This window comes from Agromyces seonyuensis (genome assembly GCF_009789225.1).
GTDB classification, from domain to species: Bacteria; Actinomycetota; Actinomycetes; order Actinomycetales; family Microbacteriaceae; genus Agromyces; species Agromyces seonyuensis.
Genome location: NZ_WSTA01000010.1, coordinates 35,680 through 60,789 on the forward strand (window position 1 = coordinate 35,680; position 25,110 = coordinate 60,789).

The following is a 25,110-nucleotide window of genomic DNA, read 5'->3' on the forward strand; positions in this document are numbered from 1 at the left end:
AGCTTCCGGTAGTCGAGTCGGCGCGCCAGCGCCGTATCGAGACCCCGGTACGTCGCCTTGCGAGGTCTCGATACGCTTCGCTACTCGACCGACGGAGGTTTCGCTCCTCGATCGACGGAGGGTTCGCTCCTCGACCGGCGGTGGGGTCTCGAGACGCTTCGCTACCGGACCGGCGAAAGGCATCCGGCCCGCGGTGGTAATCTGTCGCTCGTGCTCGTCGGCCGACTCCTTCTTCGTCGCCGCGACGGGGCCTCGTTCTAGCAGGCCTTCCCCGTCGCGGAGTCCGTCGTCGGCCTGACCTCCCCGAGTCTGAGGAACGCATCCTGATGAACAGCGCAGCATCCGCCCGTCCCGGCACCGAAGCCCCGCGCACCCTGGCCGAGAAGGTGTGGGACGCCCACGTCGTCTCGCAGGGTGAGAACGGCAACCCCGACCTGATCTACATCGATCTGCACCTCGTGCACGAGGTGACGAGCCCGCAGGCCTTCGACGGCCTCCGCGTGGCCGGCCGCCCTGTCCGACGCCCCGATCTGACGATCGCGACGGAGGACCACAACACGCCGACGCTCCAGATCGACCGCCCGATCGCCGACCCCACGAGCCGTATCCAGATCGAGACGCTGCGCAAGAACGCCGCCGAGTTCGGCATCCGCATCCACTCGCTCGGCGACAAGGAGCAGGGCATCGTCCACGTCGTGGGTCCGCAGCTCGGCCTCACGCAGCCCGGAATCACCGTCGTCTGCGGCGACTCGCACACCTCCACGCACGGCGCCTTCGGCGCCATGGCCTTCGGCATCGGCACGAGCGAGGTCGAGCACGTGCTCGCCACCCAGACGCTGCCGCTGAAGCCGTTCAAGACCATGGCGATCAACGTCGAGGGCACGCTGCGCCCGGGCGTCACGGCGAAGGACATCATCCTCGCCGTCATCGCGAAGATCGGCACGGGCGGCGGCCAGGGTTACGTGCTCGAGTACCGCGGCTCGGCGATCCGGGCGCTGTCGATGGACGGCCGCATGACGATCTGCAACATGTCGATCGAGGCCGGCGCCCGAGCGGGCATGGTCGCCCCCGACGACACCACGTTCGACTACCTGCGCGGCCGCGCCCACGCGCCCGAGGGCGAGGACTGGGACGCCGCCGTCGAGTACTGGCGCACGCTGCCGACCGACGAGGGCGCGACTTTCGACGCCGAGGTCTTCATCGACGCCGACGCGCTCGAGCCCTTCGTCACCTGGGGCACGAACCCCGGCCAGGGCGTCTCGCTCTCCGACACGGTGCCGGCCCCCGACGACTTCGAGGACCCGCACGAGCGGGCCGCCGCCGAGCGCGCCCTCGAGTACATGGACCTCGAGGCGGGCACCCCGCTCAAGGACATCAAGGTCGACGCCGTCTTCATGGGCTCCTGCACGAACAGCCGCATCGAGGACCTGCGCGCCTTCGCGTCGATCGTGCGCGGCAAGCAGAAGGCCGACGGCGTGCGCGTCATGGTCGTCCCCGGTTCCGCCCGAGTGCGTCTCGAGGCCGAGGCAGAGGGCCTCGACAAGGTCTTCGAGGAGTTCGGCGCCGAGTGGCGCTTCGCAGGCTGCTCGATGTGCCTCGGCATGAACCCCGACCAGCTCGCCCCCGGCGAGCGCTGCGCCTCGACCTCGAACCGCAACTTCGAGGGCCGCCAGGGCAAGGGCGGCCGCACCCACCTCGTCTCGCCGCTCGTCGCGGCCGCGACCGCCATCCGCGGCACGCTCTCGAGCCCGTGGGACTTGGAGCAGATCGCCGACCCGGCGTCCGCGAGCGAGACGGAAGGGGCGATGGCCTGATGGAGAAGTTCGAGACGGTCACGGCGATCGCAGCGCCCCTGCGGCGCTCCAACGTCGACACCGACCAGATCATCCCCGCGCAGTTCCTGAAGCGCGTCACGAAGACCGGCTTCGACGACGCGCTGTTCTTCGGCTGGCGCCAGGACCCGGAGTTCGTGCTCAACCAGCCCGTGTTCCAGGGCGCCGAGATCCTCATCACGGGGCCGGACTTCGGCACCGGGTCGAGCCGCGAGCACGCCGTGTGGGCGCTGCGCGACTTCGGCTTCAAAGTCGTGATCAGCCCCCGGTTCGGCGACATCTTCCGCGGCAACTCCGGCAAGCAGGGCCTCCTGGCCGCCCAGGTCGAGGAGACCGACGTCGAGCGCCTCTGGGCCGCGATCGAGGCGCAGCCGGGAATAACCGCGACGGTCGACCTGGTTGCCCGTACGGTGTCCATCGGCGAGCTGAGCGTCCCCTTCGGGATCGACGACTACACTCGGTGGCGGCTGCTCGAGGGTCTCGACGACATCGGCCTGACCCTCCGCGACGAAGACTCGATCACCGAGTTCGAGACTCGGCGCGAGTCGTGGCGGCCGAGGACGCTTCCCGTCCGAGAACCGGCAGAAGTAGGGGGCCAGTGAACACTCTCGTGGAAGACGCCAAGCAGCACGGAAAGGCGGTCGGCATGAACGTCGACCGACTGACGATCAACGGCGGCAAGCCGTTGACCGGCCGCATCGAACTGCGTGGCGCGAAGAACCTCGTGACGAAGGCCATGGTCGCCGCCATCCTCGGCGACACCCCCTCCGTCCTGAAGAACGTCCCGAACATCTCCGACGTGAGCGTCGTCCGCGGCCTCCTCGAGGTGCACGGGGTGCGGGTCACGCACGGCGTCGACGAGAGCGAGCTCATCCTCGACCCGCGCAACGTCGAATCCGCGCACATGGCCGACATCGACGCGCACGCGGGCTCCAGCCGCATCCCGATCCTGTTCTGCGGCCCGCTGCTGCACAAGCTCGGCGAGGCGTTCATCCCCGACCTCGGCGGCTGCCGCATCGGCGACCGCCCCATCGACTACCACCTCGAGGTGCTGCGCAACTTCGGCGCCAAGGTCGAGAAGCTGCCTTCGGGCATCCGGATGTCGGCGCCGACGGGCCTGCACGGCGCCAAGGTGTCGCTGCCCTACCCGAGCGTCGGCGCGACCGAGCAGGTGCTGCTCACGGCGGTGCTCGCCGACGGCATCACCGAGCTCACGGGCGCCGCGATCGAGCCCGAGATCATGGATCTCATCAACATCCTCCAGAAGATGGGCGCCATCATCACGGTCGAGACCGACCGGGTGATCCGCATCGAGGGCGTCGACAAGCTCGACGGCTACACGCACCGCGCGCTCTTCGACCGCAACGAGGCCGCCAGCTGGGCGGCCGCGGCGCTCGCGACCGACGGCGACATCTACGTCGGCGGCGCGCAGCAGCCCGAGATGCTGACCTTCCTCAACGTCTTCCGCAAGGTCGGCGGCGCGTTCGAGATCCACGAGGACGGCATCCGCTTCTACCACCCGGGCGGCGAGCTCAAGCCCGTCATCATCGAGACCGACGTGCACCCCGGCTTCATGACCGACTGGCAGCAGCCGCTCGTCGTGGCGCTCACCAAGGCCACGGGCGTCTCGATCGTCCACGAGACCGTCTACGAGCAGCGTTTCGGCTTCGTCGACGCGCTCGTCGACATGGGCGCCACGATCGAGGTCCACAAGGAGTGCCTCGGCGCGCGCACGTGCCGGTTCGGACAGCGCAACTTCCAGCACTCCGCCGTGATCTCGGGGCCCCGCAAGCTCACGGGCGCCGACGTCGAGGTCCCCGACCTCCGCGGCGGCTTCAGCCACCTCATCGCCGCGCTGTCGGCCGAGGGGCGCTCGACCGTTTCGAACGTCGGCATCATCGCGCGCGGCTACGAGAACTTCATCTCGAAGCTCGAGCTGCTCGGGGCCGACTTCGTCGTCGAAGGATAATGGGGGAGTGCCACCCCGTGATCCATCCCCCGACCGCGGCGTGACGACGGGCTCCGAGCCCGCCGCACGCCGCGGAGCGGAGAAGCGACGACCCTCGATCTTCTGGCTGCTCGCCGGCATCCTGCTGCCCCTCGTGGGGCTGCTGGTGAAGTTCCGCTTCGTCGACCGCGACAAGTTCCCCGCCGCCGGAGCGTTCGTGCTCGCGCCGAACCACCTGAGCGAGATCGACCCGGTCGTGGTCGGCGCCGCCTCGTGGTACCTCGGCCGCCCGCCGCGCTTCCTCGCCAAGGCCTCCGTGTTCAAGGTGCCGGTCGTCGGCTGGCTGCTGCGCACGTCCGGGCAGATCCCCGTCGAGCGCACCGGGCGGCAGTCTGGCGACGCCGTCCGCGCCGCCGAGGAGCTCGTCGAGAAGGGGCGCATGGTCGTCGTGTACCCCGAGGGCTCGCTCACCCGCGACCCCGACCTGTGGCCGATGCGCGGCAAGTCCGGCGCGGTCCGCATCGCGCTGGAGCGGGGCATCCCGATCGTGCCGTGCGCGCACTGGGGCGCGCAGGCGGTCATGCCGCGCTACGGCAAGCTGCGCTTCTGGCCGCTCCGCAAGCCGGTGACGGTGATCATCGGCGACCCCGTCGACCTCTCCGCCTTCGAGGGCAAGCCGCTCGATGCGAAGACCCTCACCGAGGCGACCGACGTCGTCATGGCCGAGATCGCCCGCCTGCTCGGCGAACTGCGCGGCGAGGAGCCGCCGGCCGAGCGCTGGAACCCCGCGAACCACGACCAACGGGAGACCGGGAAGTTCGATGGATAGGGCCGTGCACCGGCGCCGGGGCCATGCTCGTCGCATCGCGGTGCTCGGAGCGGGCAGCTGGGGCACGACGTTCGCCAAGATCCTCGCGGATGCCGGCAACGACGTCGTGATCTGGGCGCGCCGTCCCGAGCTCGCCCGCGAGATCGAGGAGGCGGGCCGCAACAGCGACTACCTCCCCGGTGTGAACCTGCCTGCCGGCCTGCACTCGACGAGCCGGCTCGACCGCGCCGTCGAGGGCGCCGAGCAGGTCTACCTCGCCGTGCCGAGCCAGTCGCTGCGCGAGAACCTCCTCGCGGTGCAGCCGCATCTCGGAGAGCGCACGATCGTCGCCTCGCTCATGAAGGGCGTCGAGAAGTCGAGCGGCCTGCGCATGAGCGAGGTCATCGCCGAGGTGCTGGAGATCCCGGGCGAGCGGATCGCCGTCGTCTCCGGGCCGAACCTGGCGCTCGAGATCGCGAAGGAGCAGCCGACGGCCGCGGTCGTCGCCTCCGACTCGCTCGAGACGGCCGAGGCCGTCGCGCGGGCGTCGACGACGCCGTACTTCCGCACCTTCGTCAACCAGGACGTGCCCGGCACCGAGTTCGGCGGCGTCCTGAAGAACCTCATCGCGGTGGCGATCGGCATCGTCGACGGCGTCGGCTACGGCGAGAACACCAAGGCGTCGATCATCACGCGCGGTCTCGTCGAGATGACCGATTTCGCCGTCGCGTTCGGCGCGCACCCCGACACCCTGTCGGGACTCGCCGGCCTCGGCGACCTCATCGCGACGTGCCAGTCGCCGCTGTCCCGCAACAACACCGCGGGGCGCCTCCTCGGGCAGGGCTACAAGCTCCCCGAGGTCGTCGACCGCATGCAGCAGACGACCGAGGGGCTGGCCTCCGTGGGCCCGATCCTCGAGCTCGCGAAGTCGCGGGGCGTCGACATGCCCATCGTCGAACAGGTGCGGATGGTGCTCGCGGGCACCATGCATCCCTCGAAGATCGCACCACATCTGACCACCGACAGCGACGGCCCGACGGGCGAAAGGAACACGAATGAACCGGCACCGGGTGGTTCTGCTCTTCGGCGGGCGTTCCAGCGAGCATTCGATCAGCTGCGCGACGGCGGGAGGCGTGCTCGCGGCGATCGACCGTGACCGCTTCGAGGTGATCCCCGTCGGGATCACCCGCGACGGCGCCTTCGTCCTCGTCGAGGACGACCCGGCCCGCTTCGCCCTCGATCCCGAGCACCTGCCGGAGGTCGTCGACAACGGCACCCGCGTGCGCTGGCCCGAATCGGCCGCGACGCGCGAGCTCCGCGTGCAGGATGCCTCGGGCGAGCGCTCCCTCGGCGACGTCGACGTGGTCTTCCCGATCCTGCACGGCCGCTTCGGCGAGGACGGCACGATCCAGGGGCTCTTCGAGCTCATCGGGCTGCCCTACGTCGGCAACGGCGTGCTCGCCTCCGCGATCGGCATGGACAAGCACGTCACGAAGTCGATGCTCGACGCCGCCGGCATCGCCGTCGCGCCGTGGGTGACCATCTCCCGGCGCGACTGGGCCGGCGAGCGCCGCGACCTGTGGCACCGGCGCGCGAAGGCCCTCGGGCTGCCCGCGTTCGTCAAGCCCGCTCGCGCGGGCTCGTCGGTCGGCGTAACGAAGGTCTCGGACTGGTCGGAGCTCGACCGCGCCCTCGAGATCGCGTTCGCCGAGGACGACCGCGCCCTCGTCGAGTCGGCCGTCGTCGGCCGCGAGATCGAGTGCGGCGTGCTGGAAGACCCGGCGGGCGGCGCCCCGCGCGTGAGCGTCGCCGGCGAGGTCGTCGTGACCGGCCGCGACTTCTACGACTTCGAGGCGAAGTATCTCGGCGCCGACGGCGTCGACCTCGTGTGCCCGACCGAGCTCGGCGAGGGCGAGCGGTTCGAGCTCGAGCGCATCGCGCAGCAGGCGTTCGAGGCGATCGGCGGCGAGGGTCTCGCCCGCGTCGACGTGTTCCTCTCCGGCGAGGGCTTCGTCGTCAACGAGGTCAACACGATGCCGGGCTTCACTCCGATCTCGATGTTCCCGACGTGCTGGCTGAACTCCGGGCTCAGCTACCCGGAGCTCATCTCGGAGCTCGTCGACAGCGGCATCGCGCGCGGAGCGCGCTAGCCGACCGTCTCGTCGGTGCAGCCGCCCGTCGCGGGGATCCGTTCGATCGCCGCGCCGAGGTCGGCGCGTACCGTCGAGTCGGCCACGAGCTCGGTGTCGAGGTAGACCTCGACGGCGGGCTCGCGCCCGTACGTGGTGAGCAGGTAGCGGGGGGCGTCGCTGTCGTCGATGACCCAGTCGATGCCGTCGACCGTCTGGCACGGCAGCGTCGTGGGGCCGAGCGGCTGCACGCCGCAGCGCAGGATGACCGCGGCCGGGTCGCCCCAGGCGGCGGTCGCCTGGGCGTTCGTCTCCCGGCGCTCCTGGCCGGCGACGGTGTCGGGCAGGGCGACGGAGACGTCGGCGCAGGCGGCGTTCGCGGCATCGGGGGCCGCGTCGACGGCGACGGTGCCGGCGCAGCCGGCGAGGGCGGTGGTGAGCAGACCGGCGCCGACGAGCACGCCGGCGAGGCGGGGGAGACGGCGGTTCATCCCCTTCAGGCTACCGTTGCAGGGTGCCGTCGACCTTCGAAGAACCCGAGCCCCGGGCCGCCCGCCCGGCCGATGCGGATGCCTCCTCGAGCAGTCCCACGGGCGATCCGGCCGACACCGACGCCGACACCGTCGGCGTCGTCGGGGAACTCGGCGTGCTCGCCCGCATCCTGCCCCGCCTCGGTTCGGGGGCGTCGGCGCTGCTCGGACCGGGCGACGACGCGGCCGTCGTGGCCGCGCCCGACTCGCGCTTCGTCGTGACCACCGACCTCATGGTGCACGGCCCCGACTTCCGGCTCGCCTGGTCGAGCCCGTTCGACCTCGGCTGGAAGGCCGCGGCGACCAACCTCACCGATGTCGCGGCGATGGGGGCCCGCCCGACCGCCCTCGTGGTCGCGATCGCCGCGCCGCCCGAGACGCCCGTGCCGCTGCTCGAGGGCATCGCCGACGGCCTGCGCGCCGGCCTCGACGCCCTCGCGCCGGGGGCCGGCGTCGTCGGCGGCGACCTGTCCGCATCCCGGGTGCTCACGATCGCGGTCACGGCATTCGGCGACCTCGAGGGCCGTCAGCCGGTGCTGCGCTCAGGTGCGCGCGCGGGCGATGTGCTCGCGCACGCGGGCGCACGCGGCGCGGCGGCACGCGGGCTCGCGCTGCTCTTCGAGCAGGGCCGGGATGCCTCGGGGGAGCCCGACGCCGACCTCGCCGCGGCCCTGCGGCGGGCGCACCCCGAGCTCGTCGGCGCCCAGCTCGCGCCGGAACCGCCCGTCGCCGCCGGGGTCGCCGCGGCCGTCGCCGGAGCGACCTCCATGCTCGACGTCTCCGACGGGCTCGCGAAGGATGCTGCGCGCATCGCCCGCGCGAGCGGGGTCGGCCTCGACTTCGACTCGGGCGCGCTGGGGGACGAGCCGCGCTGGGCGCTCGGCGGCGCGGAGGACCACGGGATGCTCGCGACCTTCCCCGCGGACGCCGCGCTGCCCGAGGGCTTCGAGCGTCTCGGCGTCGTCACGTCCGACGCGGGCGTCGTCTCGCTCGACGGCAGGCCGATCGACCCGGGCGGCTGGGACCCCTTCGCCGACTGGGACGGTCAGGCGGGCTGATCCGCGGCGCTCTCGCCGTCCGCGGGGCCGTCCTCGTCGTCGTCCGCGGCATCCGGATCGGCGGCGTACGCCCACCAGAGCATCGTGTCGCCGTAGTCGCGCTTGCGCTCGAGCCGGATGCCCGCCGGCCAGATCGGTTCGGGGGAGCGCCCGGAGCGCTCGACGATGACGGTCGCGTCCTCCGAGAGGAGCGGGGCGAGCGCCGCGAGGTCGGCGGCGACCTCGGTCTCCCCGAGCTCGTACGGCGGATCGATGAAGACGACGTCGACGCTCGATCGCCGCGTCGCGAGATAGGACTGCACCGATTGGCCGGCCACCGTGATCGTGGGGGCGCGGCGACCGCGGGCGGCCGAGCGCACGGCCTCCGCGTTCTTGCGGCAGACGTTCGCCGCCTCCTCGGACTTCTCGACGAGCACGACCTCACGGGCGCCGCGGCTCGCCGCCTCGAGCCCGAGGGCGCCGGAACCGGCGTACAGGTCGAGCACGCGCGCCCCGGCGAGCTCGTCGCGGGCGTCGAGCGCGGAGAAGATCGCCTCGCGCACGCGGTCGCTCGTCGGACGGGTGCCGCGCTTGGGCACGGCGAGGCGGGTCGAGCCGGCGAAGCCGGAAATGAGACGGGTCATGGCGGTTCCGAGCTTATCCGTGCGTCCCTGCGGGCTGCCATGATGAGAAGCGTGACCGACGCGACGACTCCGCCCTCCGACGCCGACCACCTCGACCAAGACCAGGCGCGCACGGGCGTCGAGACGATCCTGCGGGAACGACGCGACGCCGAGCAGCTCCTGCTCGACGAACTCTGGAACTTCGCCGACCCGACGCTCGCCGAAGCCCGCTTCCGTGACGCCGCCGACGACGACGCGTACTCGTCGCACCTGCGTTCGGTGCTCGCCACCCAGCTCGCACGCGCGCTCGGCCTCCAGTCGAAGTTCGACGAGGGCGAGGCGGTGCTCATGGCCGTCGAGACCGAGCCGACCGGAACGGGCTCGCGCGCGATCGTGCGCGAGCATCCGTCCACCGACGGCGACGACGAGCTCGTCGCGGCGATCGCCGGCGCCGAGGCTGCAGCGCTCCGCGCGCGCATCGCCCTCGAACGCGGTCGGCTGCTGGCCTCCGCGGGGCTGCCGGAGGATGCGGTCCCGGTCTTCACCCTCGCCGCCCGGGAGTCCGCGACCGCGGGTTCCGCCTTCCTCGCGCTCGACGCGCTGCACATGCTCGCTCTCGCCGACGTCGGACACGAGGAGGAGTGGGCGGCCGAGGCGCTCCAGATGCTCGAGACCGCGCAGGAGCCGCGTACGAAGCGCTGGGCGGTCGCCGTCAACAACAACCTCGGCTGGCACCTGCACGACGACGGTCGTCCGGAGGACGCACTCGCGCGCTTCGACGCCGCCGCCACTGCGGCCGACGCCTACGGCACGAACGAGCAGCGCCAGCTCGCTCGCTGGGCGATCGCCCGGTGCTTGCGCACGCTCGGCCGCTACGACGAGGCGCTCGGCATCCAGCGCTCGCTCGCGCGCTCCCGACCGGACGACCCCTGGGTGCACACCGAGATCACGCTCCTCGAGCAGGCGCTCGCCGGCGGGCCCGTGGGCGAGCCGGGCGGCACCGAGCCGACCGAGCGGCCCGTCGCCGCCGGTCAGCCGGTGGGCGTCGGCCTCGCCGCCGTGCTCGCGGCCGCAGTGGGCGAGTCCGCCGGCCCGGCACTGACCGCCGCCGAGGACGCCCTGGCAGCGGAGGCGCTCGTCGCCGAAGGCGCGACGGACTCGGCGGCCGAGACCGCGGCCGGGGCGGCGCACGCCGAGGTCGCCCCCGACGCTGCGCCCGCCCCGGGGTCGGACGCCCCGGAGTCGGACGCCGAGGCCGGCTACGCCGATGGCCCGGCCGCCGCAGGAACCGAGGCCGATACCGACGCCGACGCCGACGGCGAGGTGTCGGGGGGCGCGCCTACGATCGAACCGTGACGGACGCGCCACCGCCGGGCGGCATCGGGCTCGATGCCAAGCTCTCCGGCGTGCTCGGAGGCCGCACGGCCGGAGCCTTGACCAAGGCGTTCGGCATCGAGACCGCGGGGCAGCTGCTGCAGCACTACCCGCGTCGCTACGCGCGGCGCGGCGAGCTCACGGCCCTCGCCGAACTCCCGCTCGACGAGCACGTCACGATCGTCGCCGAGGTGCTCGAGGTCCGCGAGCGCACGATGCGCTCCCGGCGGGGCTCGATCCTCGAGGCGTCGATCTCCGACGGCACGGGCATCCTGACGCTCACCTTCTTCAACCAGGCGTGGCGCTCGCGCGAGCTCAAGCCGGGCGTGCGCGGCGTCTTCGCCGGCAAGGTCGGCGCGTACCAGGGCAAGCGGCAGCTGGCCCATCCCGACTACGAGCTCTTCGCCGAGCAGGAGCTCGACGTCGGCTCCGAGGAGGCCCGGCGCTGGGCCGAGACGCCCGTGCCCATCTACCCGGCGACCTCGACGCTCGCGAGCTGGCAGATCGCGGCCGCGATCGAGCTCGTGCTCGACGCCCTCGGCCCGCTCGACGACCCGGTCCCCGCCGAGCTGCGCCGCGAGCGCTCGCTCGAGGGCTACCGCGCCGCGCTCGAGGGCGTGCATCGGCCCGAGAGCGAGGGCCAGACGCGGTTGGCGCGGCGCACCCTGCGCTTCCACGAGGCGTTCGCCCTGCAGACGGCGCTGCTGCAGCGACGCGCCGAGCTCCGCCGTGCGGTCGCGGTCTCCCGCGAGCCGAGGCCGGGCGGCCTGCTCGAGCGCTTCGACGCCGCGCTCCCGTTCGAGCTCACCGACGACCAGCGATCCGTCGGCGAGGAGATCTCGACCGACCTCGCGGCGACCGCGCCCATGAACCGGCTCGTGCAGGGCGAGGTCGGCTCGGGCAAGACGCTCGTCGCCCTCCGCGCGATGCTCGCGGTGGCCGACTCCGGCGGACAGGCGGCGCTGCTCGCGCCCACCGAGGTGCTCGCGGCCCAGCACGTCCGTTCGATCGCGCGGATGCTCGGGCCGATGCTCTCGGCCGAATTGCTGCCGACGCTCGTCACGGGCCAGCTCGGGGCGGCCGAGCGCCGCAAGGCGCTGCTGCGCACCGCGGCCGGCCAGTCGCGCATCGTCGTCGGCACGCACGCGCTCCTCGGCGACAAGGTCGAGTTCGCCGACCTCGGCCTCGTCGTCGTCGACGAGCAGCACCGCTTCGGCGTCGAGCAGCGCGAGGCGCTGCGGCGCAAGGGTCGCACGCCCCCGCACGTCCTCGTGCTGACGGCGACGCCCATCCCGCGCACGGTCGCCATGACGGTCTTCGGCGACCTCGACGTCTCGACGATCCGACAGCTGCCCGCGGGCCGTGCCGGCATCGAGTCCCACGTCGTGCCGCTCGCGCTGCGCCCGGGCTGGCGGCCGCGGATCTGGTCGCGGCTCGCCGAAGAGCTCGAACAGGGGCGTCAAGGCTTCGTCGTCGTCCCCGCCATCGAGGGCGCCCAGCTCGAGGCGGGCGGGCTCGACCCCGAGGAGGCGGCGGAGGCCGCCGAGGACGCGCGGCCGCTCGCGACCGTGGTCGACACGCTCGCCGAGGCCCGCGCCCACCCGCAGCTCGCGGGGCGGCGCGTCGAGGCGCTGCACGGCCGCATGAGCGCCGACGAGAAGGATGCCGCGATGCAGGAGTTCGCGGGCGGCGCGATCGACGTGCTCGTCGCGACGACCGTCATCGAGGTCGGCGTCGACGTGCCGAACGCCTCGACGATGATCGTGTTCGACGCCGACCGCTTCGGGGTCTCCCAGCTCCACCAGCTGCGCGGCCGGATCGGCCGCGGCGGGGTGCCCGGCGTCTGCCTCCTCGTCACCGGCGCCGAGCCCGGCTCGGTCGCGCTCGAGCGCGTCGAGGCGGTCGCCGCGACCCTCGACGGGTTCGAGCTCGCCCGCGTCGACCTCGAACTGCGACGCGAGGGCGACGTGCTCGGCGAGCGCCAGTCCGGCGGCCGCTCCTCGCTCAAACTGCTGCGCGTCGCGCACGACGGCGAGCTCATCGCCGATGCGCGCACGGCCGCCGCGGGCATCCTCGCCGACGACCCGACGCTCGCGTCGCACCCGGCCCTCGCGGCTGCGCTCCGGCGCCGCCTCGACGAGGAATCCGCGTCCTTCCTCGCCAAGGGGTGAGCCTTCGTCCGTGCGCCGCAGCGGCGCGTCGCGGAGGCACCGCCCGAGCCCGGAAACGAGGTTCCGTCGACTTCGACGCCGCGCGCCTGTGGATGGGCTGAAGCGGCGGAAGGGCTTCCCACGACGCCGCTATGCTGCACAGCATGCAGCGGATCGCCGTCGTTCCAGGATCATTCGACCCCGTGACTCTCGGGCACCTCGACGTGATCGAACGCGCCGCCGGACTCTACGACGAACTGCACGTCGTGGTCGTGCACAATCCCGACAAGCACGCGCTCCTGCCGATCGCGCAGCGCGTCGCGCTCATCGAGCAGTCGATCGCCGACGCCGGCATCCCCGAGCGCACCGGCGGCCGCGTCATCGTCGCCGCCTGGAGCATGGGGCTGCTCGTCGACTACTGCACCGACGTCGGCGCGAGCGTGCTCGTCAAAGGCATCCGCTCGCAGGTCGATGTGGCGTACGAAACGCCCATGGCGATCGTGAACCGCCACCTCGCGGGGGTCGAGACGGTCTTCCTCCTGCCCGACCCGGCCAACGCCCACGTGTCGAGCTCGCTCGTGCGCCAGGTCTCCGCGCTCGGCGGCGACGTGTCGCCCTACGTGCCGAGCGTCGTCGCGACCTACCTCGAGGAGAACCCCCGTTGAGCCTGCAGGACCCCATGATCGCCGACGCCGCGCTGCCGATCGGTGAGGTCGGCGCGCACGCGCGCCGCATCATCGAGAACGTCGAGCGCGTCATCGACGGCAAGCGCTCGTCGGTCGAGGCGGCGCTCACGGTCCTGCTCGCCGAAGGCCACCTCCTCATCGAGGACGTCCCGGGCGTCGGCAAGACCATGCTCGCCAAGGCGCTCGCGCGCTCGGTCGACTGCACCGTCGGCCGCATCCAGTTCACGCCCGACCTGCTCCCGAGCGACGTCACGGGCGTCGCGGTCTTCGACGCGGTCGCGCGCGACTTCGAGTTCAAGCCGGGGCCGGTCTTCGCCAACCTCGTCATCGGCGACGAGATCAATCGCGCGAGCCCGAAGACGCAGGCCGCCCTCCTCGAGTGCATGGAGGAGCGCCAGGTCACGGTCGACGGCACGAGCCACCGCCTCGCCGAGCCGTTCATCGTCATCGCGACGCAGAACCCCGTCGAGATGGAGGGCACGTACCCGCTGCCCGAGGCCCAGCGCGACCGGTTCATGGCGCGCATCTCGATGGGCTACCCGGGCGCCCGCGACGAGGTCGCGATGCTCGGGGCGCGTGCGGAGTCCTCGCCGATCGACTCGATCGGCCCCGTGGTCTCGGAGCCCACCCTCGTCGCGATGATCCGCGCGGCCCGCGGGGTCTACGTGTCCGAGCCCGTCAAGGAGTACGCGGTCGCCCTGGTCCGCGGCACGCGCGCCGACCGCCGCGTGCGCCTCGGTGCGAGCCCCCGCGCGACCCTGCAGCTCGTCCGCGCCGCGAAGGCGCGTGCCGCGATCGACGGCCGCGACTTCGTCATCCCCGACGACCTCGATGCGCTCGCGATCCCCGTGCTCGCGCACCGGCTCGTGCCCACCGGGCGCGCCATCGGCGCGCACGACCACGACGGTGCCTCGCTCACCGAGTCGATCGTCCGGCAGATCATCGGCGAGACCGCGGTGCCGCTCGGTTCGCCCCGTTCGGAGTAGCGATGTCCGCGCTCGACGCGCTCGGCCGGACGGCGAACCGCCTCCGACGGGCGCCGAGGCCGACCGCCCGCGGCTGGGCCCTCATCGTCGTCGGCGTCCTCCTCGTCGTGCTCGCCTTCGCCCTGCACACGCGGGGGCTGCTCCTGCCCGGCCTCATCGGCATCGGGATGCCGCTGGCCGCACTCGCGTGGGTGGCGCTGCGGCGCCCGAACGTGCAGGTCGTGCGCGTCTTCGACGCGCGGATGCTGCCCGTGGGCGGCGCCACCGACGTGCAGCTCGTCGTGCAGAACCGCTCGGCCCGCCGGCTCGACGGCGCCACCTGGCGCGACGAGACCGACGACTCCCTCGTGCCGCAGCCCGAGGCCGTGCTGCCGACCGCCGCGGCGGCCGGGCGGCCCGGCGAGAGCGTCAGTCTGAGCTACCGGCTCGAGCCCGAGCGGCGCGGCGTGTTCGCCGTCGGTCCGTTGCGCCTGACCGTGCACGACCCGTTCGGGCTCGCTCGCGGGGACTCGACGCACGGGCCCGTGGCCGAACTCGTCGTGACGCCGCGCGTCGCGACCCTCGAGGAGGGCGCCCCCGGCGGCGCCGGCGGCGACGGCACCGTGCGCTCGCTCGCGCGCCGCACGATCCCCAACGCCGACGAGCTCATCGCCCGCGAGTACCGTCGCGGCGACCCGTATCGCCGGGTGCACTGGCGGGCGACCGCGCGCCTCGGCGAGCTCATGGTGCGCCAGGAGGAGCAGTCAGGCGACCCCGAGGCCGTCCTCGTGCTCGACACCGGGGCCGAGGCGTTCCGGCGCACCGGGTGGCAGCTGCTGCCGAGCGGCGAGCTCGCACCGGTGGGGTTCGAGCTCGGCGTCGAGGTCGCGGCCGCGGTCGGGGTGCGCCTCATCCGCGACGGCTTCCGCGTGCAGTTCCTGCGCACGGTCGAGGCCGACGGCCGGCCGGGCGGGCTCCACGGCGCCCGCTCCGTCGAGGTCCGCGGAGCGTCCGGCGTCGCGGGGCTGCTCGACCAGCTCGCGCGGCTCGACGAGCCGACCGTGCCGGATGGCCTCGAGTGGCCGTCGCCGCAGCTGCGAGGACGCGGCCACGCTGAGCGCCGACCCGTCTACGCCGTGCTCGTCGACCCGGACCGCGAGGTCCTCGCCGCGCTCGAGGTGCTGGCCTCCCGGTTCGAGCCGCGGACGGTCATCGCGATCGGCGGGCTCTCCGCCGACGCGCGCACCCGGCTCGAATCCGCCGACTGGAACGTCGTGACGCTCACGGAGGCCGGCGCGCTCTCCGCCGCGTGGGAGTACGCGAACGCGGGAAGAGGATCGCTCGATGCGGACTGAACTGCGACGCACCGCCGCACAGGATGCCGCCCTCGCCGGCGCGGGCCTGGCCCTGGTCCTGGCGTCGATGGCGGCGCTCGTGCCGCTCGTGCAGGGCTCGGGGTGGTGGTGGACGGGTGCGCTCGTCGCCCTGGCGATCTTCGCGGGCGGCTTCGGCATGCGCGCGGCGCGCGTCCCCGCGGCGCTCGTCCCGCCGGCCGAACTCCTCCTCGCGCTCGGCATCCTCACCCTCCTCTTCGGCGAGGGCGCCGTCCTCGGCGTCGTGCCGACTGCGGCGACGTTCGAGTCGTTCGGCGACCTCGGGGCCGCGGCCGCGGCGACGATCCGGGAGCAGACCGCGCCGGTGTCGGCCGACGAGGGGCTGCGCTTCCTGCTCGCCGCAGGCGCCGCCGTCGTGGCGGTCGTCGTCGACGTGCTCGCGATGTCCTTGCGCGCCCCGGCGTTCGCGGCGTTCGCCGTCGCGCTGCCGCTCGCGGTGCCGATCATCATCCTCGGCGAGCTCGAGCTCGGCCTCGTGGTGCTCGTCGCGGCCCTCTACCTGCTGCTGCTCTGGGTCGACGTGCGCGTCCGCCGCAACGATGCGGAACCGCCCGCGCCGGGGCTGCCGCGCGCGCACGCCGATCGGCGGGGACGGACCTCGCCCGCGATCGGCAGCGCCGTGGCCCTCGCGGGCGCCGGGCTCCTGCTGGCCTCGATCGTGGCCTCCTCGCTGCCCATGACCGGCGGCGGCATCGGTTCGGGATCGATCTCCGGCGGCACCCGCGTGACGCCGTTCGTCGATCTCGCCGCCGACCTGCGGCGCCCCGCCGCGCGGCAGGTCCTGCACTACACGACGAGCGACGACGAACGGGTCTACTTCGGGCTCATGACGCTCGACGAGATCGACGGGGCGGTCTGGCGGCCCTCGGAGTCCGCGCTCGACCGCTCGCGCGACGTCGCCCGGTTCGACCGGCCGGCCGGCCTCGCCGAGGACGTCGCGGTCGACGAGCAGGATGTGCGGGTCTGGGTCGATCGCCTCGATTCGTCGTGGCTGCCCGTGCCGGCACCGGTCGCGAGCGTCGAGGGCCTCGAGGGCGACTGGTACTGGGATGCCTCGACGCGCGCGGTGCGCTCGGCCGCGGCGTCCTCCGACGCGCAGGAGTACACCGTCTCCCGCCTCGTCGTCGAACCGACGGCCGAGCAGCTGCGGGCCGCGAGCCTCGCTGAGGTGCCGGCCGACTTCGAGCGCTTCACCGAGCTGCCGGAGGAGTTGCCCGCGAGCGTCGCGGACGCCCTCGCGGAAGTGACGGCGGATGCGGCGACCCCCTACGACGCCGCGACGGCGCTGCAGGCCTGGCTCCGCGGGCCGACGTTCGACTACTCGCTCGACACCCCCGTCGAGGCCGGCTACGACGGCGGCTCGCTCGAGGTTGTCGAGGAGTTCCTCGACGTGCGTTCGGGCTTCTGCGTGCACTTCGCGAGCACCATGGCGATCATGGCGCGCGCCGAGGGCATCCCGGCCCGAATCGTGCTCGGCTACATGCCGGGCGATTCGAGCGGCACCGTGATCGACGGCCGCTCCCGCCGCAACATCGACTCGCACGACCTGCACACGTGGCCCGAGCTCTACTTCGAGGGCGTGGGCTGGGTGCCCTTCGAGCCGACGCCCGGCCGAGGGGTCGTCCCCGACTACTCGCGGGTCACCTCGCCTGAAGCCGGCGACCCCGAGACCCCCGCGACGAGCGCACCGGGGCAGCCCGGCGCGACGACGACGCCGACGGCGAGCGCCCCGGTGCGCCCCGCCGAGACGATCGACCCGGAGCAGCAGGCCGAGGCGCAGGCGGAGGCGGTGAACCTGCAGACCGGCGTCGGCGTCCTGGCGTGCCTGATCCTGCTGCTCCTCCCGGCCCTGCTGCGAGCGCTCCGGACCGCCTTGCGGCGCGGGCGCATCCTCGACGGCGGTGCCGACGGCGCCCGAGCGGCCTGGTCGGAGGTTCGCGACACGGCCGTCGACCTCGGCGAGGTTCCCGATCACGCGGCGACGGTCCGCGGCTTCGCCGCGCGCATCCGTGCGGACTCGCCCGGCTTCCGCGCCCGCGACGCCGAGCCCGCCGTGCTCGCCCTGGAACGGATCACCGTCGCCGTCGAGCGCGCCGAGTACGCCCGCCCCGGGGACGTCGACGCCCCGACCCCGGCGGACGTGGACCTCGCGGTGGCGGCGCTGCGGGCGGAACGCCCGTGGTGGCGGGCGCTCCTCTCGATCGCCGCGCCCCGTTCGTTCGCGATCTACGTCGTCGACCGCGCGGGGGCGCTGCTGCAGCGCCGCGCCTGACGGCTGCGGCGCGAACCGGCGCGAGCCGATCCAAGGGCCCGGTTCCTGTGCGTCGGCCGGGTGTCGACCGAGAGCGGATCGTGGCTTCGGGCGATGCGTGGGCCGGCGCCGGTACGATGGGTCCTCGTGACAACCCGCACCCCGTTCTCCGTCAACGTCCGCGATCTCGTCGGCAAGCCCGGCGAGTATCGCGAGGTCGAACTCGACGTCCCCGCCGCCGAGGCGCTGGGCGAAGGGCTCGTCGCCGTGCGCGCCGGCACGGAGGTCCGATTGGACGTCCGCCTCGAGTCCGTCCACGAGGGCATCCTCGTCACCGCGGAGGTCGACACGACCGCCGACGGCGAGTGCGGACGGTGCCTCCGGGAGATCGCCCTGCCCGTCGAAGTCGAGTTCCAGGAACTGTTCGGGTATCATGTGGGAGAAGCCATCGAGTATGGGGTTCAAGACGACCACGTGGATCTTGAACCGCTCGTCAGAGATGCGGTAGTGCTGTCACTGCCCTTCCAGCCGGTGTGCCGGCCGGATTGCCCAGGTCTCGACCCCGAGACGGGCCTCCGACTGGCCGATCACCCGGAGCTCGCTGCGCCTGAGCAGCACGACCCTCGCTGGGCCGCGCTCGCGGGGTTCACGGCTTCCACCGACGAAGGATCCGGCGACGAGCCGGACGCAGACCACAGAAAGTAGAGTTAGACATGGCTGTTCCCAAGCGGAAGATGTCTCGCGCCAACACCCACGCCCGCCGCTCGCAGTGGAAGGCGCAGGTCCCCACGCTCGTGAAGACCATCGAGAACGGCAAGGTCACGTACAGCCTGCCGCACCGCGCGAAGGTCGTCGAGGACTCGGCGGGCACCCCGCTCTTCCTCGAGTACAAGGGCCGCAAGGTCGCCGACGTCTGAGTCTCCCGAGACTCATCAGTCGAACCACGAACGACCGGTCGTGACGCGCCCCGAGGAACAGCTCCCCGATCTTTCCGCGCTGCAGCAGAAGCTGCAGATCGAGATCGACGAGGAACTCCTCCGGCTGGCGCTCACGCACCGGTCGTTCGCATATGAGCACGGCGGCATCCCGCACAACGAGCGTCTCGAATTCCTCGGCGACTCGATCCTCGGGCAGGCCGTGACCGTGAAGCTCTACCGCGAGCATCCGGACCTCGACGAGGGCGATCTCGCCAAACGGCGAGCGAGCCTCGTCTCCTCGGTGGCGCTCGCGGAGGTCGGCCGCACGATCGGGCTCGGCCCGTTCATCCGGCTCGGCCGCGGCGAGACGATGACGGGCGGCCGCGAGAAGGCGTCGATCCTCGCCGACACGGTCGAGGCCATCATCGGGGCGACGTACCTGGGCGCCGGCGGCGACGCCGCCACGGCGCTCGTGCTGCGGCTCATCGGGCCGCTCGCCGCCGACCCCGCCCGCTTCGGCGCCGCGATGGACCCGAAGACGAGCCTGCAGGAGCTCGCGGCGAAGCTCGGCGCGCCGGCACCCGCCTACACGGTCGCCGAATCCGGCCCCGACCACTCCAAGCAGTTCACGGCGACGGTGCTCGTCGGCGAGCTCGCGAGCGCCGAGGGCCAGGGCACGAGCAAGAAGCAGGCCGAGATGGCCGCGGCGCTCGAAGCCTGGACGATGCTGCAGCACGCCTGAGGATGCCCGAACTCCCCGAAGTCGAGGTCGTGCGGGCCGGACTCGCGCCCGCGGTGACCGGTGCCCGGATCAGCGGCGTCGAGGTCGTCGACGAGCGTTCGCTGCGACGGCACGACCGCGCCGCCGGCGACTTCGAAGGGCTCCTGACGGGTCGCACGATCGAGGCAGCGGTCCGCCGCGGGAAGTTCCTCTGGCTGCCCGTCGGCGACGGCCTGGCGCTCGTCGGGCACCTCGGCATGAGCGGCCAACTGCTGCTGCGGGAGGCGGGCGCGCCCGCCGACCGGCACCTGCGCATCCGTCTCGGCATCGAGCATCCCGAGCACGGCGAGCTGGCCGTGCACTTCGTCGACCAGCGTGTGTTCGGCGGGATGGCCGTCGACCGGCTCGTGCCGACCCTCGACGGCGGCCCGGGCGGCGACGCGGGTCTGCTCTCGGCGGCGCGCTCCGATCAGGATGCGCCGTGGCGCACGGGCATCCCGACCCAGGTCGCCCACATCGCGCGCGACCCGGTCGACCCGCGCTTCGATCCCGCCCGCTTCCGGCACCTGGTCGCCGGCAAGTCGAGCGGCATCAAGCGGGTGCTGCTCGACCAGGGCGTCGTGAGCGGCATCGGCAACATCTACGCCGACGAGTCGCTGTGGGGCGCGCGCATCCACCCGGAGCAGCCCGCGTCCTCGCTCTCGCGACGCAAGGTCGACGAACTGCTGCATGCGATCGAACTCGTGCTGCGCAAGGCGCTCGCCGAGGGCGGCACGAGCTTCGACGCCCAGTACGTCAACGTCAACGGGCAAGCCGGCTACTTCGCCCACTCACTGGAGGCGTACGGCCGTCAGGGCCGCGAATGCCGCCGTTGCGGCACGCCCATCGTGCGCGAGCAGTTCATGAACCGCGGCTCGCACCGCTGCCCCCGCTGCCAGCGCCTGCGCGCGCCGCGCACGGCCGTCGCCGCAGCCTGAACCCGGATCTTCGCCGAGCGACGACTGCGAACCGGCCGGAAGACCCCCTGACTGGGGACGGCCGTCGGACACGGCCGGCGTCGGGACGCTCATAGGCTGGTTGGTCCACCTGATCTGGAGGCCTCCTTGCCCGCAGTGCTTCGCCGCGCGCGCCCTGTCGCGTTCGTCTCCGTGACCGTCTCGGCCGCGGTCCTCGCCTCGCTGCTCACTACGACTCCGAGTTTCGGCGAGGACGGCGTCGTCGCGACGGCGGCGCCGTCCCTTGCGGGAATCGTCGTCGATCCGGCATCCCAGCCGGCCGAGAACGTCTGCATCTCCGTCGACACAGCGGTCGACGGCGTGTGGATGCCAGTCGGGCTCCCTGAGCCGGTGCGCACCGACGCCACTGGCGCGTACGCCATCGAGGGACTCGCGGACGGCGAGTACGCGGTGTCCGCGGAGCCCTGCGACCTCCCGGCGGAGAGCGTTCGCACGTGGGCGCCCTCCGGCATCGAGTCCCCGGCCGTCGGTGACGGCGTCGTCGTCATCGACGGCTCCGCCGCCGAGTCCGCCGACATCGCCCTGCGACCGGTGGGTTTGGTGGCCACGTCGGCGCCCGCGATCGTGGGCGCAGCGGTCGTGGGCGCGCTGCTCGAAGTGACGACGGGCTCCTGGAACCTCTCCGGCATCGAGTTCACCACCCAGTGGACGCGCGACGGCGCCCCGATCGAGGGGGCGACCGGCACGGGGTACACGCCGAGCACCGCCGACCTCGGTCGCACCGTCGGGGCGACGGTGACGGCCGGCCGTGCCGGCTGGACGACGGCGACCGCATCAGCCGACGGAGTCGTCGTCGGCGAAGGCGACGGCGTGCCGTTCGAGGTGTCGATCACCGGCACCGCGATCGTGGGCGGGGCGCTCACGGTCGTCCTGCCGTCCGACCTCGGTGAGGCGGACTTCCAGTGGTATCGCGACGGCATCGCCGTCGAGGGCCGCACGTTTGCCGAGTACCCGGTCGGTGACGACGACGCCGGTGCCGTCCTCAGCGTCGCGGTGACGGCGACGACCGCCGGTCACACGGCGTACACCGCGACTGCCGCCTCGGGCGTGGTTTCGGGGGGGATGTTCACGAGCAAGCCGAAACCTGTCGTGGCCGGCACCGCCAAGGGCGGGGAGATCCTGACGGTCGCCGTCGGCTCGTGGTTGCCGGCACCGGCCAGCGTCGCTGTCCAGTGGCTGCGCAACGGCATCGAGATCCCGGGCGCGACGGCCTCGTCGTACCGGTTGACCCAGAGCGACGTGAACGCGGCCGTTTCGGTTCGGGCCACCGCCTCGCGCGCCGGTTACGAGACCGCATCCACGACTTCGTCGACCATCAAGGCCGCGATGGGGTCGTTCACGTCGGCGCGTCCGACCGTTTCCGGATCGGTGAAGGTCGGCTCGACGTTGACGGCGGTGCCGGGTGCATGGAAGCCGTCGGGTGCCAAGTTCACCTACGTCTGGAAGCGCAATGGCGCAACGATCGCGAAGGCCGTCGCGGGGACCTATCGACTCACCGCGGCCGACCTCGGTGCCAAGATCACCGTCGTCGTGACGGCCGGCCTCTCCGGCGTGACCACCGCGAGCGTGACGTCGTCGGCGACCGCGGCCGTCGCGAAGGGGACCATCTCGGCGCCGCCCCCGACGATCTCGGGGACGGTCGCGGTGGGACGGACGGTGACCGCGAAGCCCGGCACGTGGTCGCCCGCGGCGACGTTCACCTACCAGTGGAAGCGCGACGGCGTCGCCATCTCCGGTGCGACGAGGTCGACCTACGTGCTGACGGCGGCCGACCGGGCGCACCAGCTCACCGTGGTCGTCGCCGGTTCAGCGAGCGCGTACAACACACTGACCAAGGCGTCCGGTTCGATCACGGTCGCGGCAGGCACGTTCAGCGCGCCCGTGCCCACGATCTCCGGTACCCGGGCGGTCGGCAGGACCGTGACGGCTGTGCCGGGCAACTGGTCACCGGCGGCGACGTACCGCTACCAGTGGCTGCGCAACGGCGCGACCATCTCCGGTGCGACCAAGTCGACGTACGTGCTGACGGCGTCGGACCTCAGCGCCTCGATCTCCGTCGTGGTCACCGGGGCGCGGACCGGGTATTCGTCGAAGGCAGTGACCTCGGCCAGGACGTCGCCGGTCGCGCCAGGAACATTCAGCGCGCCATCGCCGACGATCACCGGCACTCGCGCGGTCGGGCAGACGCTGACGGCCGTGTCCGGCACCTGGTCGCCGGCGGCGAGCCTGCGCTACCAGTGGTTCCGCTCGGGCGCGGCCATCTCCGGTGCGACGAAGTCGACCTACGTGCTCGCTGCGGCCGACCTCGGCACGATGATCTCCGTCCATGTCACGGGGACGAAGACGGGGTACACGACGCTTGACAAGGCATCCGCTCGAACCGGCTCGATCGTGCCCGGAACGCTGTCGCTCACCGCGCGCATCTCAGGTTCCGCGAAGTTCGGCGGCACGCTGAGCGCGGTTGCAGCAGCGACCAGCGGTACGACGTTGACGTATCGCTGGTACCGGAACGGCGCCGCGATCTCCGGTGCGACCGGTCGCACCTACGTCGTCGGGAGCAGCGACGTCGGCAAGCGACTGCATGTCGTCGTCACCGGCTCGAAGACGGGGTACTCCACGAAGTCGGCCGCCTCGGCCCAGACCGCTGCCGTGCCCCCGCCTGCCAGGACCACAGCGATCCCGGGCACCTGGAATTGCCCGAGCTGGGCGCCGATCAAGGGCAACGAGAGCTCGATGATCTATCACTTGCCGGGGCAATCCTTCTATACGCGCACGAACCCGGAAGCGTGCTTCTCATCCGAGTCGGCCGCGATCGCCGCGGGGTACCGCAAGTCCAAGGTCTGACCGAGGGCAGGGCCCGTCGCCGGGCCCTGCCAGTCCCGTTCGCACGGCGACCGGACGGGACTGTCGGGTGCGCCTCAGCCGCGCTGCCAGGTCGCCTGGAACGAGTGCGGCCGGAACCCTAGCGCTCGGTTGATCGCGAGCATGTGGTCGTTCTCGTCGGCGTTCCAGGTGTAGACCGCGGTGCGCTCCGGTGCGGCATCCGCGAGCAGCACGAGGTTCGCGAGCTTCATCCGCATCCCGAGGCGGCGGCCGCGGTGCGCGGACAGCACGATCGTGTCGTGCTGGTAGACGCCCTGCTTGCCCGGCGCGAGGGCGAGGGTCGTGTACCCGGCGATCTCGCCGTCGGCCGCGACGGCGGCGACGCTCAGCATCCGGCGGCCGGCACCGAGCGTGCGTTCCTCGTCCGCGCGGACGCGCTCGACGTCCCAGTGCTCCTCGCCGACGTCGAGGTCGCCGTTCGGCGCCTCGACGTTCATGAGCGTGCGTGCGGCGGCGTAGGCGGCGACGTGCTCCTCGGGCGCGCGGTCCTGCCACGTCACGAGCCGGTAGCCGTCGTGGCGTTCGGCCGCGAGGCCGCGGGCGCGGAACTCGTCGGCGCGGCCGGCGAGCGGCAGCGAGCTCGCGAGGACGAGCTGGCCGAGCCGGTAGCCGCGACCGAGCGCGAAGCGGGCGGCGGGCGCGTCGGCCGGCAGGCTGGCATCGCCCTGCGGGGCGCGCACCCGCTCCCCGGCACCGTCGTCGACCCGGTGCTCCGAGATGAGGATGACCGTGCTGCGGCCGTCCTCGGCGATCGCCGCCTCGGCGGCATCGAGGAGCTCCCCGGCGAGGCCGCGCCGTCGGTACGCGGGGTCGACGCCGAGCACGCTCACGTAGGCGGTGCGGTTGGCGGTGTCGAGCTCCCAGAACGTCGCGAGGGCCGCGACCAGCCGGTCGCCGTCCCAGACGCCGTAGCGGCGGCGCGCGAGATAGGCGTCCTGACTGAGCGCCGCCAGTTCGGCGGCCGAATAGCTGAACTCGTCCGTGCCGGTCGTCTCGGTCTGGATGCGCGCGGCGAAGTCCGCGTAGGCCTCCAGCGCGGCCGACTCGGGGATGCCGACTCGGTCGGGAGCATGGATGGGCTGGATGCTGAGTCGCGGCACGTCGGTTCCCTCCGCTGCCCGGGGCGTCGCGGGCAGCCGATCAGGCTATCGCGCCCGGATCGCCGTCGCGAGGCGGGGGAGCCGATGCCCGCTGCCAGGCCGCCTCGTAGCCGACGACCCGGAACCCGAGGGCGACGTTGATCGCGAGCATGTGGTCGTTCTCGTCGGCGTTCCACGTGAGCACGCCGGTCCGCTCAGGTGCGAGCTCGGCGAGCCGCACGATGTTCGCGGCCTTCACGAGCATCCCGAGCCCGTGGCCGCGGTGCTCGGGCACGACGAGGGTGTCGGCCTGCTGCGCGACCCGCTTGCCGGCGGTGAGCTCGAGCTCGGTGTACCCGGCGACGGCGCCGCCCGGATCGAGCGCGGCGGTGACGAGCACGCGCGAGCCGGCGCGGGCCATGCGCCCTTCCCGAGCCCGCACGCGGTCGGCGTCCCACGGCTCCTCGTCGATCTCGAGCCCGCCGGCGGGCACGTCGAGGGCCATCCGAGTGCGGGCGCGCGCGTAGGCGTCGACGAGCGAGTCGGGCGTCGCGCCTTCCCACGACTCGACCCGGTAGCCGGGCACCCGGGCCGCGGCGGCGGCCGCGGTGGCGGCGAACTCCGCCGAGCGGCCCCCGACGTCCAGGCGGGAGACGCGATCGAGCTGCGCGAGTTCGTAGCCGTGCGCGAGGGCGAACGCCGCGGCCGGCTCGTCGGCGGGCAGGCTCGCCGCGCCGTCGGGCGGGCGGAGGGCCGGCCCCGGGCGG

22 protein-coding genes are annotated in these 25,110 nt (G+C 72.9%); 18 read left to right on the plus strand and 4 right to left on the minus strand.

The features are described from left to right. Nucleotides 1-326 precede the first annotated feature (326 nt). The 6 genes from leuC to GB864_RS03840 are packed head-to-tail and all read left to right on the plus strand — an operon-like array spanning nt 327 to nt 6,738. Entirely contained in the window at nt 327-1,814 is a 1,488-nt protein-coding gene (gene leuC, locus GB864_RS03815; RefSeq protein WP_160423023.1) for a 3-isopropylmalate dehydratase large subunit, read from the plus strand. Continuing rightward, nucleotides 1,814-2,434 (plus strand): 3-isopropylmalate dehydratase small subunit, encoded by a 621-nt coding sequence (gene leuD, locus GB864_RS03820; protein WP_160423024.1) that lies wholly within the window; start codon nt 1,814-1,816, stop codon nt 2,432-2,434. The genes leuC and leuD overlap by 1 nt, the downstream gene beginning before the upstream one ends. Then, a complete protein-coding gene (gene murA, locus GB864_RS03825) occupies nt 2,431-3,801 on the plus strand; it encodes a UDP-N-acetylglucosamine 1-carboxyvinyltransferase (RefSeq protein WP_419672764.1) in 1,371 nt (456 codons plus the stop codon). Before leuD ends, murA begins: the two co-directional genes overlap by 4 nt. A gap of 7 nt (nt 3,802-3,808) precedes the next feature. Further along, nucleotides 3,809-4,609 carry a lysophospholipid acyltransferase family protein gene (locus tag GB864_RS03830; protein WP_419672765.1) on the plus strand — a complete coding sequence of 267 codons (801 nt, stop codon included), beginning with the start codon at nt 3,809-3,811 and terminating at the stop codon, nt 4,607-4,609. Further along, a complete protein-coding gene (locus GB864_RS03835; RefSeq protein WP_160423025.1) occupies nt 4,602-5,744 on the plus strand; it encodes an NAD(P)H-dependent glycerol-3-phosphate dehydrogenase in 1,143 nt (380 codons plus the stop codon). The genes GB864_RS03830 and GB864_RS03835 overlap by 8 nt, the downstream gene beginning before the upstream one ends. Further along, a complete protein-coding gene (locus GB864_RS03840; protein WP_160423026.1) occupies nt 5,644-6,738 on the plus strand; it encodes a D-alanine--D-alanine ligase family protein in 1,095 nt (364 codons plus the stop codon). Before GB864_RS03835 ends, GB864_RS03840 begins: the two co-directional genes overlap by 101 nt. Here GB864_RS03840 and GB864_RS03845 read toward each other — a convergent pair. After that, entirely contained in the window at nt 6,735-7,208 is a 474-nt protein-coding gene (locus GB864_RS03845; protein WP_160423027.1) for a DUF3515 family protein, read from the minus strand. The two genes, GB864_RS03840 and GB864_RS03845, sit on opposite strands and share 4 nt — an antisense overlap. Nucleotides 7,209-7,363: 155 nt before the next feature. Here GB864_RS03845 and thiL point away from each other — a divergent pair, with 155 nt between their 5' ends. Continuing rightward, a complete protein-coding gene (thiL, locus tag GB864_RS03850) occupies nt 7,364-8,305 on the plus strand; it encodes a thiamine-phosphate kinase (RefSeq protein WP_160423044.1) in 942 nt (313 codons plus the stop codon). On the opposite strand, the gene rsmD is transcribed toward thiL, so the two are convergent. Further along, complete coding sequence (gene rsmD, locus GB864_RS03855; protein WP_160423028.1) at nt 8,293-8,928, minus strand: 16S rRNA (guanine(966)-N(2))-methyltransferase RsmD; 636 nt, start codon at nt 8,926-8,928, stop codon at nt 8,293-8,295. The two genes, thiL and rsmD, sit on opposite strands and share 13 nt — an antisense overlap. Before the next feature lie 51 nt (nt 8,929-8,979). Between rsmD and GB864_RS18130 the strand changes: the two genes are divergently transcribed. From GB864_RS18130 to GB864_RS03910, 11 genes are all read left to right on the plus strand, one after another. Then, the gene (locus GB864_RS18130) at nt 8,980-10,263 is read left to right on the plus strand and encodes a tetratricopeptide repeat protein (protein WP_202106959.1); all 1,284 of its coding nucleotides are present in this window, start codon (nt 8,980-8,982) and stop codon (nt 10,261-10,263) included. After that, on the plus strand, nt 10,260-12,452 hold the full coding sequence (locus GB864_RS03865; protein ID WP_160423029.1) for a DEAD/DEAH box helicase: 2,193 nt from the start codon (nt 10,260-10,262) through the stop codon (nt 12,450-12,452). The genes GB864_RS18130 and GB864_RS03865 overlap by 4 nt, the downstream gene beginning before the upstream one ends. Nucleotides 12,453-12,595: 143 nt before the next feature. Further along, nucleotides 12,596-13,096 carry a pantetheine-phosphate adenylyltransferase gene (coaD, locus tag GB864_RS03870; RefSeq protein ID WP_160423030.1) on the plus strand — a complete coding sequence of 167 codons (501 nt, stop codon included), beginning with the start codon at nt 12,596-12,598 and terminating at the stop codon, nt 13,094-13,096. Nucleotides 13,097-13,110: 14 nt separating this feature from the next. Next, complete coding sequence (locus tag GB864_RS03875) at nt 13,111-14,103, plus strand: AAA family ATPase (protein WP_160423045.1); 993 nt, start codon at nt 13,111-13,113, stop codon at nt 14,101-14,103. 2 nt (nt 14,104-14,105) lie between these two features. Beyond that, nucleotides 14,106-15,437, plus strand: a complete 1,332-nt coding sequence (locus tag GB864_RS03880) for a DUF58 domain-containing protein (RefSeq protein ID WP_160423031.1) — start codon at nt 14,106-14,108, stop codon at nt 15,435-15,437. Continuing rightward, a complete protein-coding gene (locus tag GB864_RS03885; RefSeq protein WP_160423032.1) occupies nt 15,427-17,748 on the plus strand; it encodes a transglutaminase TgpA family protein in 2,322 nt (773 codons plus the stop codon). Before GB864_RS03880 ends, GB864_RS03885 begins: the two co-directional genes overlap by 11 nt. 93 nt (nt 17,749-17,841) lie before the next feature. Continuing rightward, nucleotides 17,842-18,432, plus strand: coding sequence for a YceD family protein (locus GB864_RS03890; protein WP_160423046.1), 591 nt, complete (start codon nt 17,842-17,844; stop codon nt 18,430-18,432). A gap of 8 nt (nt 18,433-18,440) precedes the next feature. Further along, nucleotides 18,441-18,644, plus strand: a complete 204-nt coding sequence (rpmF, locus tag GB864_RS03895) for a 50S ribosomal protein L32 (protein WP_160423033.1) — start codon at nt 18,441-18,443, stop codon at nt 18,642-18,644. A 79-nt stretch (nt 18,645-18,723) separates the two neighbouring features. Continuing rightward, nucleotides 18,724-19,386 carry a ribonuclease III gene (rnc, locus tag GB864_RS03900; RefSeq protein ID WP_202106966.1) on the plus strand — a complete coding sequence of 221 codons (663 nt, stop codon included), beginning with the start codon at nt 18,724-18,726 and terminating at the stop codon, nt 19,384-19,386. Nucleotides 19,387-19,388: 2 nt separating this feature from the next. Next, nucleotides 19,389-20,342 (plus strand): bifunctional DNA-formamidopyrimidine glycosylase/DNA-(apurinic or apyrimidinic site) lyase, encoded by a 954-nt coding sequence (mutM, locus tag GB864_RS03905; RefSeq protein ID WP_160423035.1) that lies wholly within the window; start codon nt 19,389-19,391, stop codon nt 20,340-20,342. A 135-nt stretch (nt 20,343-20,477) separates the two neighbouring features. After that, nucleotides 20,478-23,225, plus strand: a complete 2,748-nt coding sequence (locus GB864_RS03910) for a sunset domain-containing protein (RefSeq protein WP_473808259.1) — start codon at nt 20,478-20,480, stop codon at nt 23,223-23,225. 74 nt (nt 23,226-23,299) lie between these two features. Here the strand turns inward: GB864_RS03910 and GB864_RS03915 are convergent, their stop codons facing one another. Beyond that, nucleotides 23,300-24,364, minus strand: coding sequence for a GNAT family N-acetyltransferase (locus GB864_RS03915; protein WP_160423037.1), 1,065 nt, complete (start codon nt 24,362-24,364; stop codon nt 23,300-23,302). A gap of 40 nt (nt 24,365-24,404) precedes the next feature. After that, a partial coding sequence (locus GB864_RS03920; RefSeq protein WP_160423038.1) for a GNAT family N-acetyltransferase occupies nt 24,405-25,110 on the minus strand: 706 nt, incomplete at its 5' end.

Coding starts and splice junctions, on each gene's coding strand:
- GB864_RS03875 (WP_160423045.1), top strand. CDS start 13,111: ATGATCGCCGACGCCGCGCTGCCGATCGGTGAGGTCGGCGCGCACGCG.
- GB864_RS03840 (WP_160423026.1), top strand. CDS start 5,644: ATGAACCGGCACCGGGTGGTTCTGCTCTTCGGCGGGCGTTCCAGCGAG.
- leuD (WP_160423024.1), top strand. CDS start 1,814: ATGGAGAAGTTCGAGACGGTCACGGCGATCGCAGCGCCCCTGCGGCGC.
- GB864_RS03885 (WP_160423032.1), top strand. CDS start 15,427: ATGCGGACTGAACTGCGACGCACCGCCGCACAGGATGCCGCCCTCGCC.
- rsmD (WP_160423028.1), bottom strand. CDS start 8,928: ATGACCCGTCTCATTTCCGGCTTCGCCGGCTCGACCCGCCTCGCCGTG.
- rpmF (WP_160423033.1), top strand. CDS start 18,441: ATGGCTGTTCCCAAGCGGAAGATGTCTCGCGCCAACACCCACGCCCGC.
- GB864_RS03845 (WP_160423027.1), bottom strand. CDS start 7,208: ATGAACCGCCGTCTCCCCCGCCTCGCCGGCGTGCTCGTCGGCGCCGGT.
- leuC (WP_160423023.1), top strand. CDS start 327: ATGAACAGCGCAGCATCCGCCCGTCCCGGCACCGAAGCCCCGCGCACC.
- GB864_RS03880 (WP_160423031.1), top strand. CDS start 14,106: ATGTCCGCGCTCGACGCGCTCGGCCGGACGGCGAACCGCCTCCGACGG.
- GB864_RS03890 (WP_160423046.1), top strand. CDS start 17,842: ATGCGTGGGCCGGCGCCGGTACGATGGGTCCTCGTGACAACCCGCACC.
- GB864_RS03835 (WP_160423025.1), top strand. CDS start 4,602: ATGGATAGGGCCGTGCACCGGCGCCGGGGCCATGCTCGTCGCATCGCG.
- coaD (WP_160423030.1), top strand. CDS start 12,596: ATGCAGCGGATCGCCGTCGTTCCAGGATCATTCGACCCCGTGACTCTC.
- mutM (WP_160423035.1), top strand. CDS start 19,389: ATGCCCGAACTCCCCGAAGTCGAGGTCGTGCGGGCCGGACTCGCGCCC.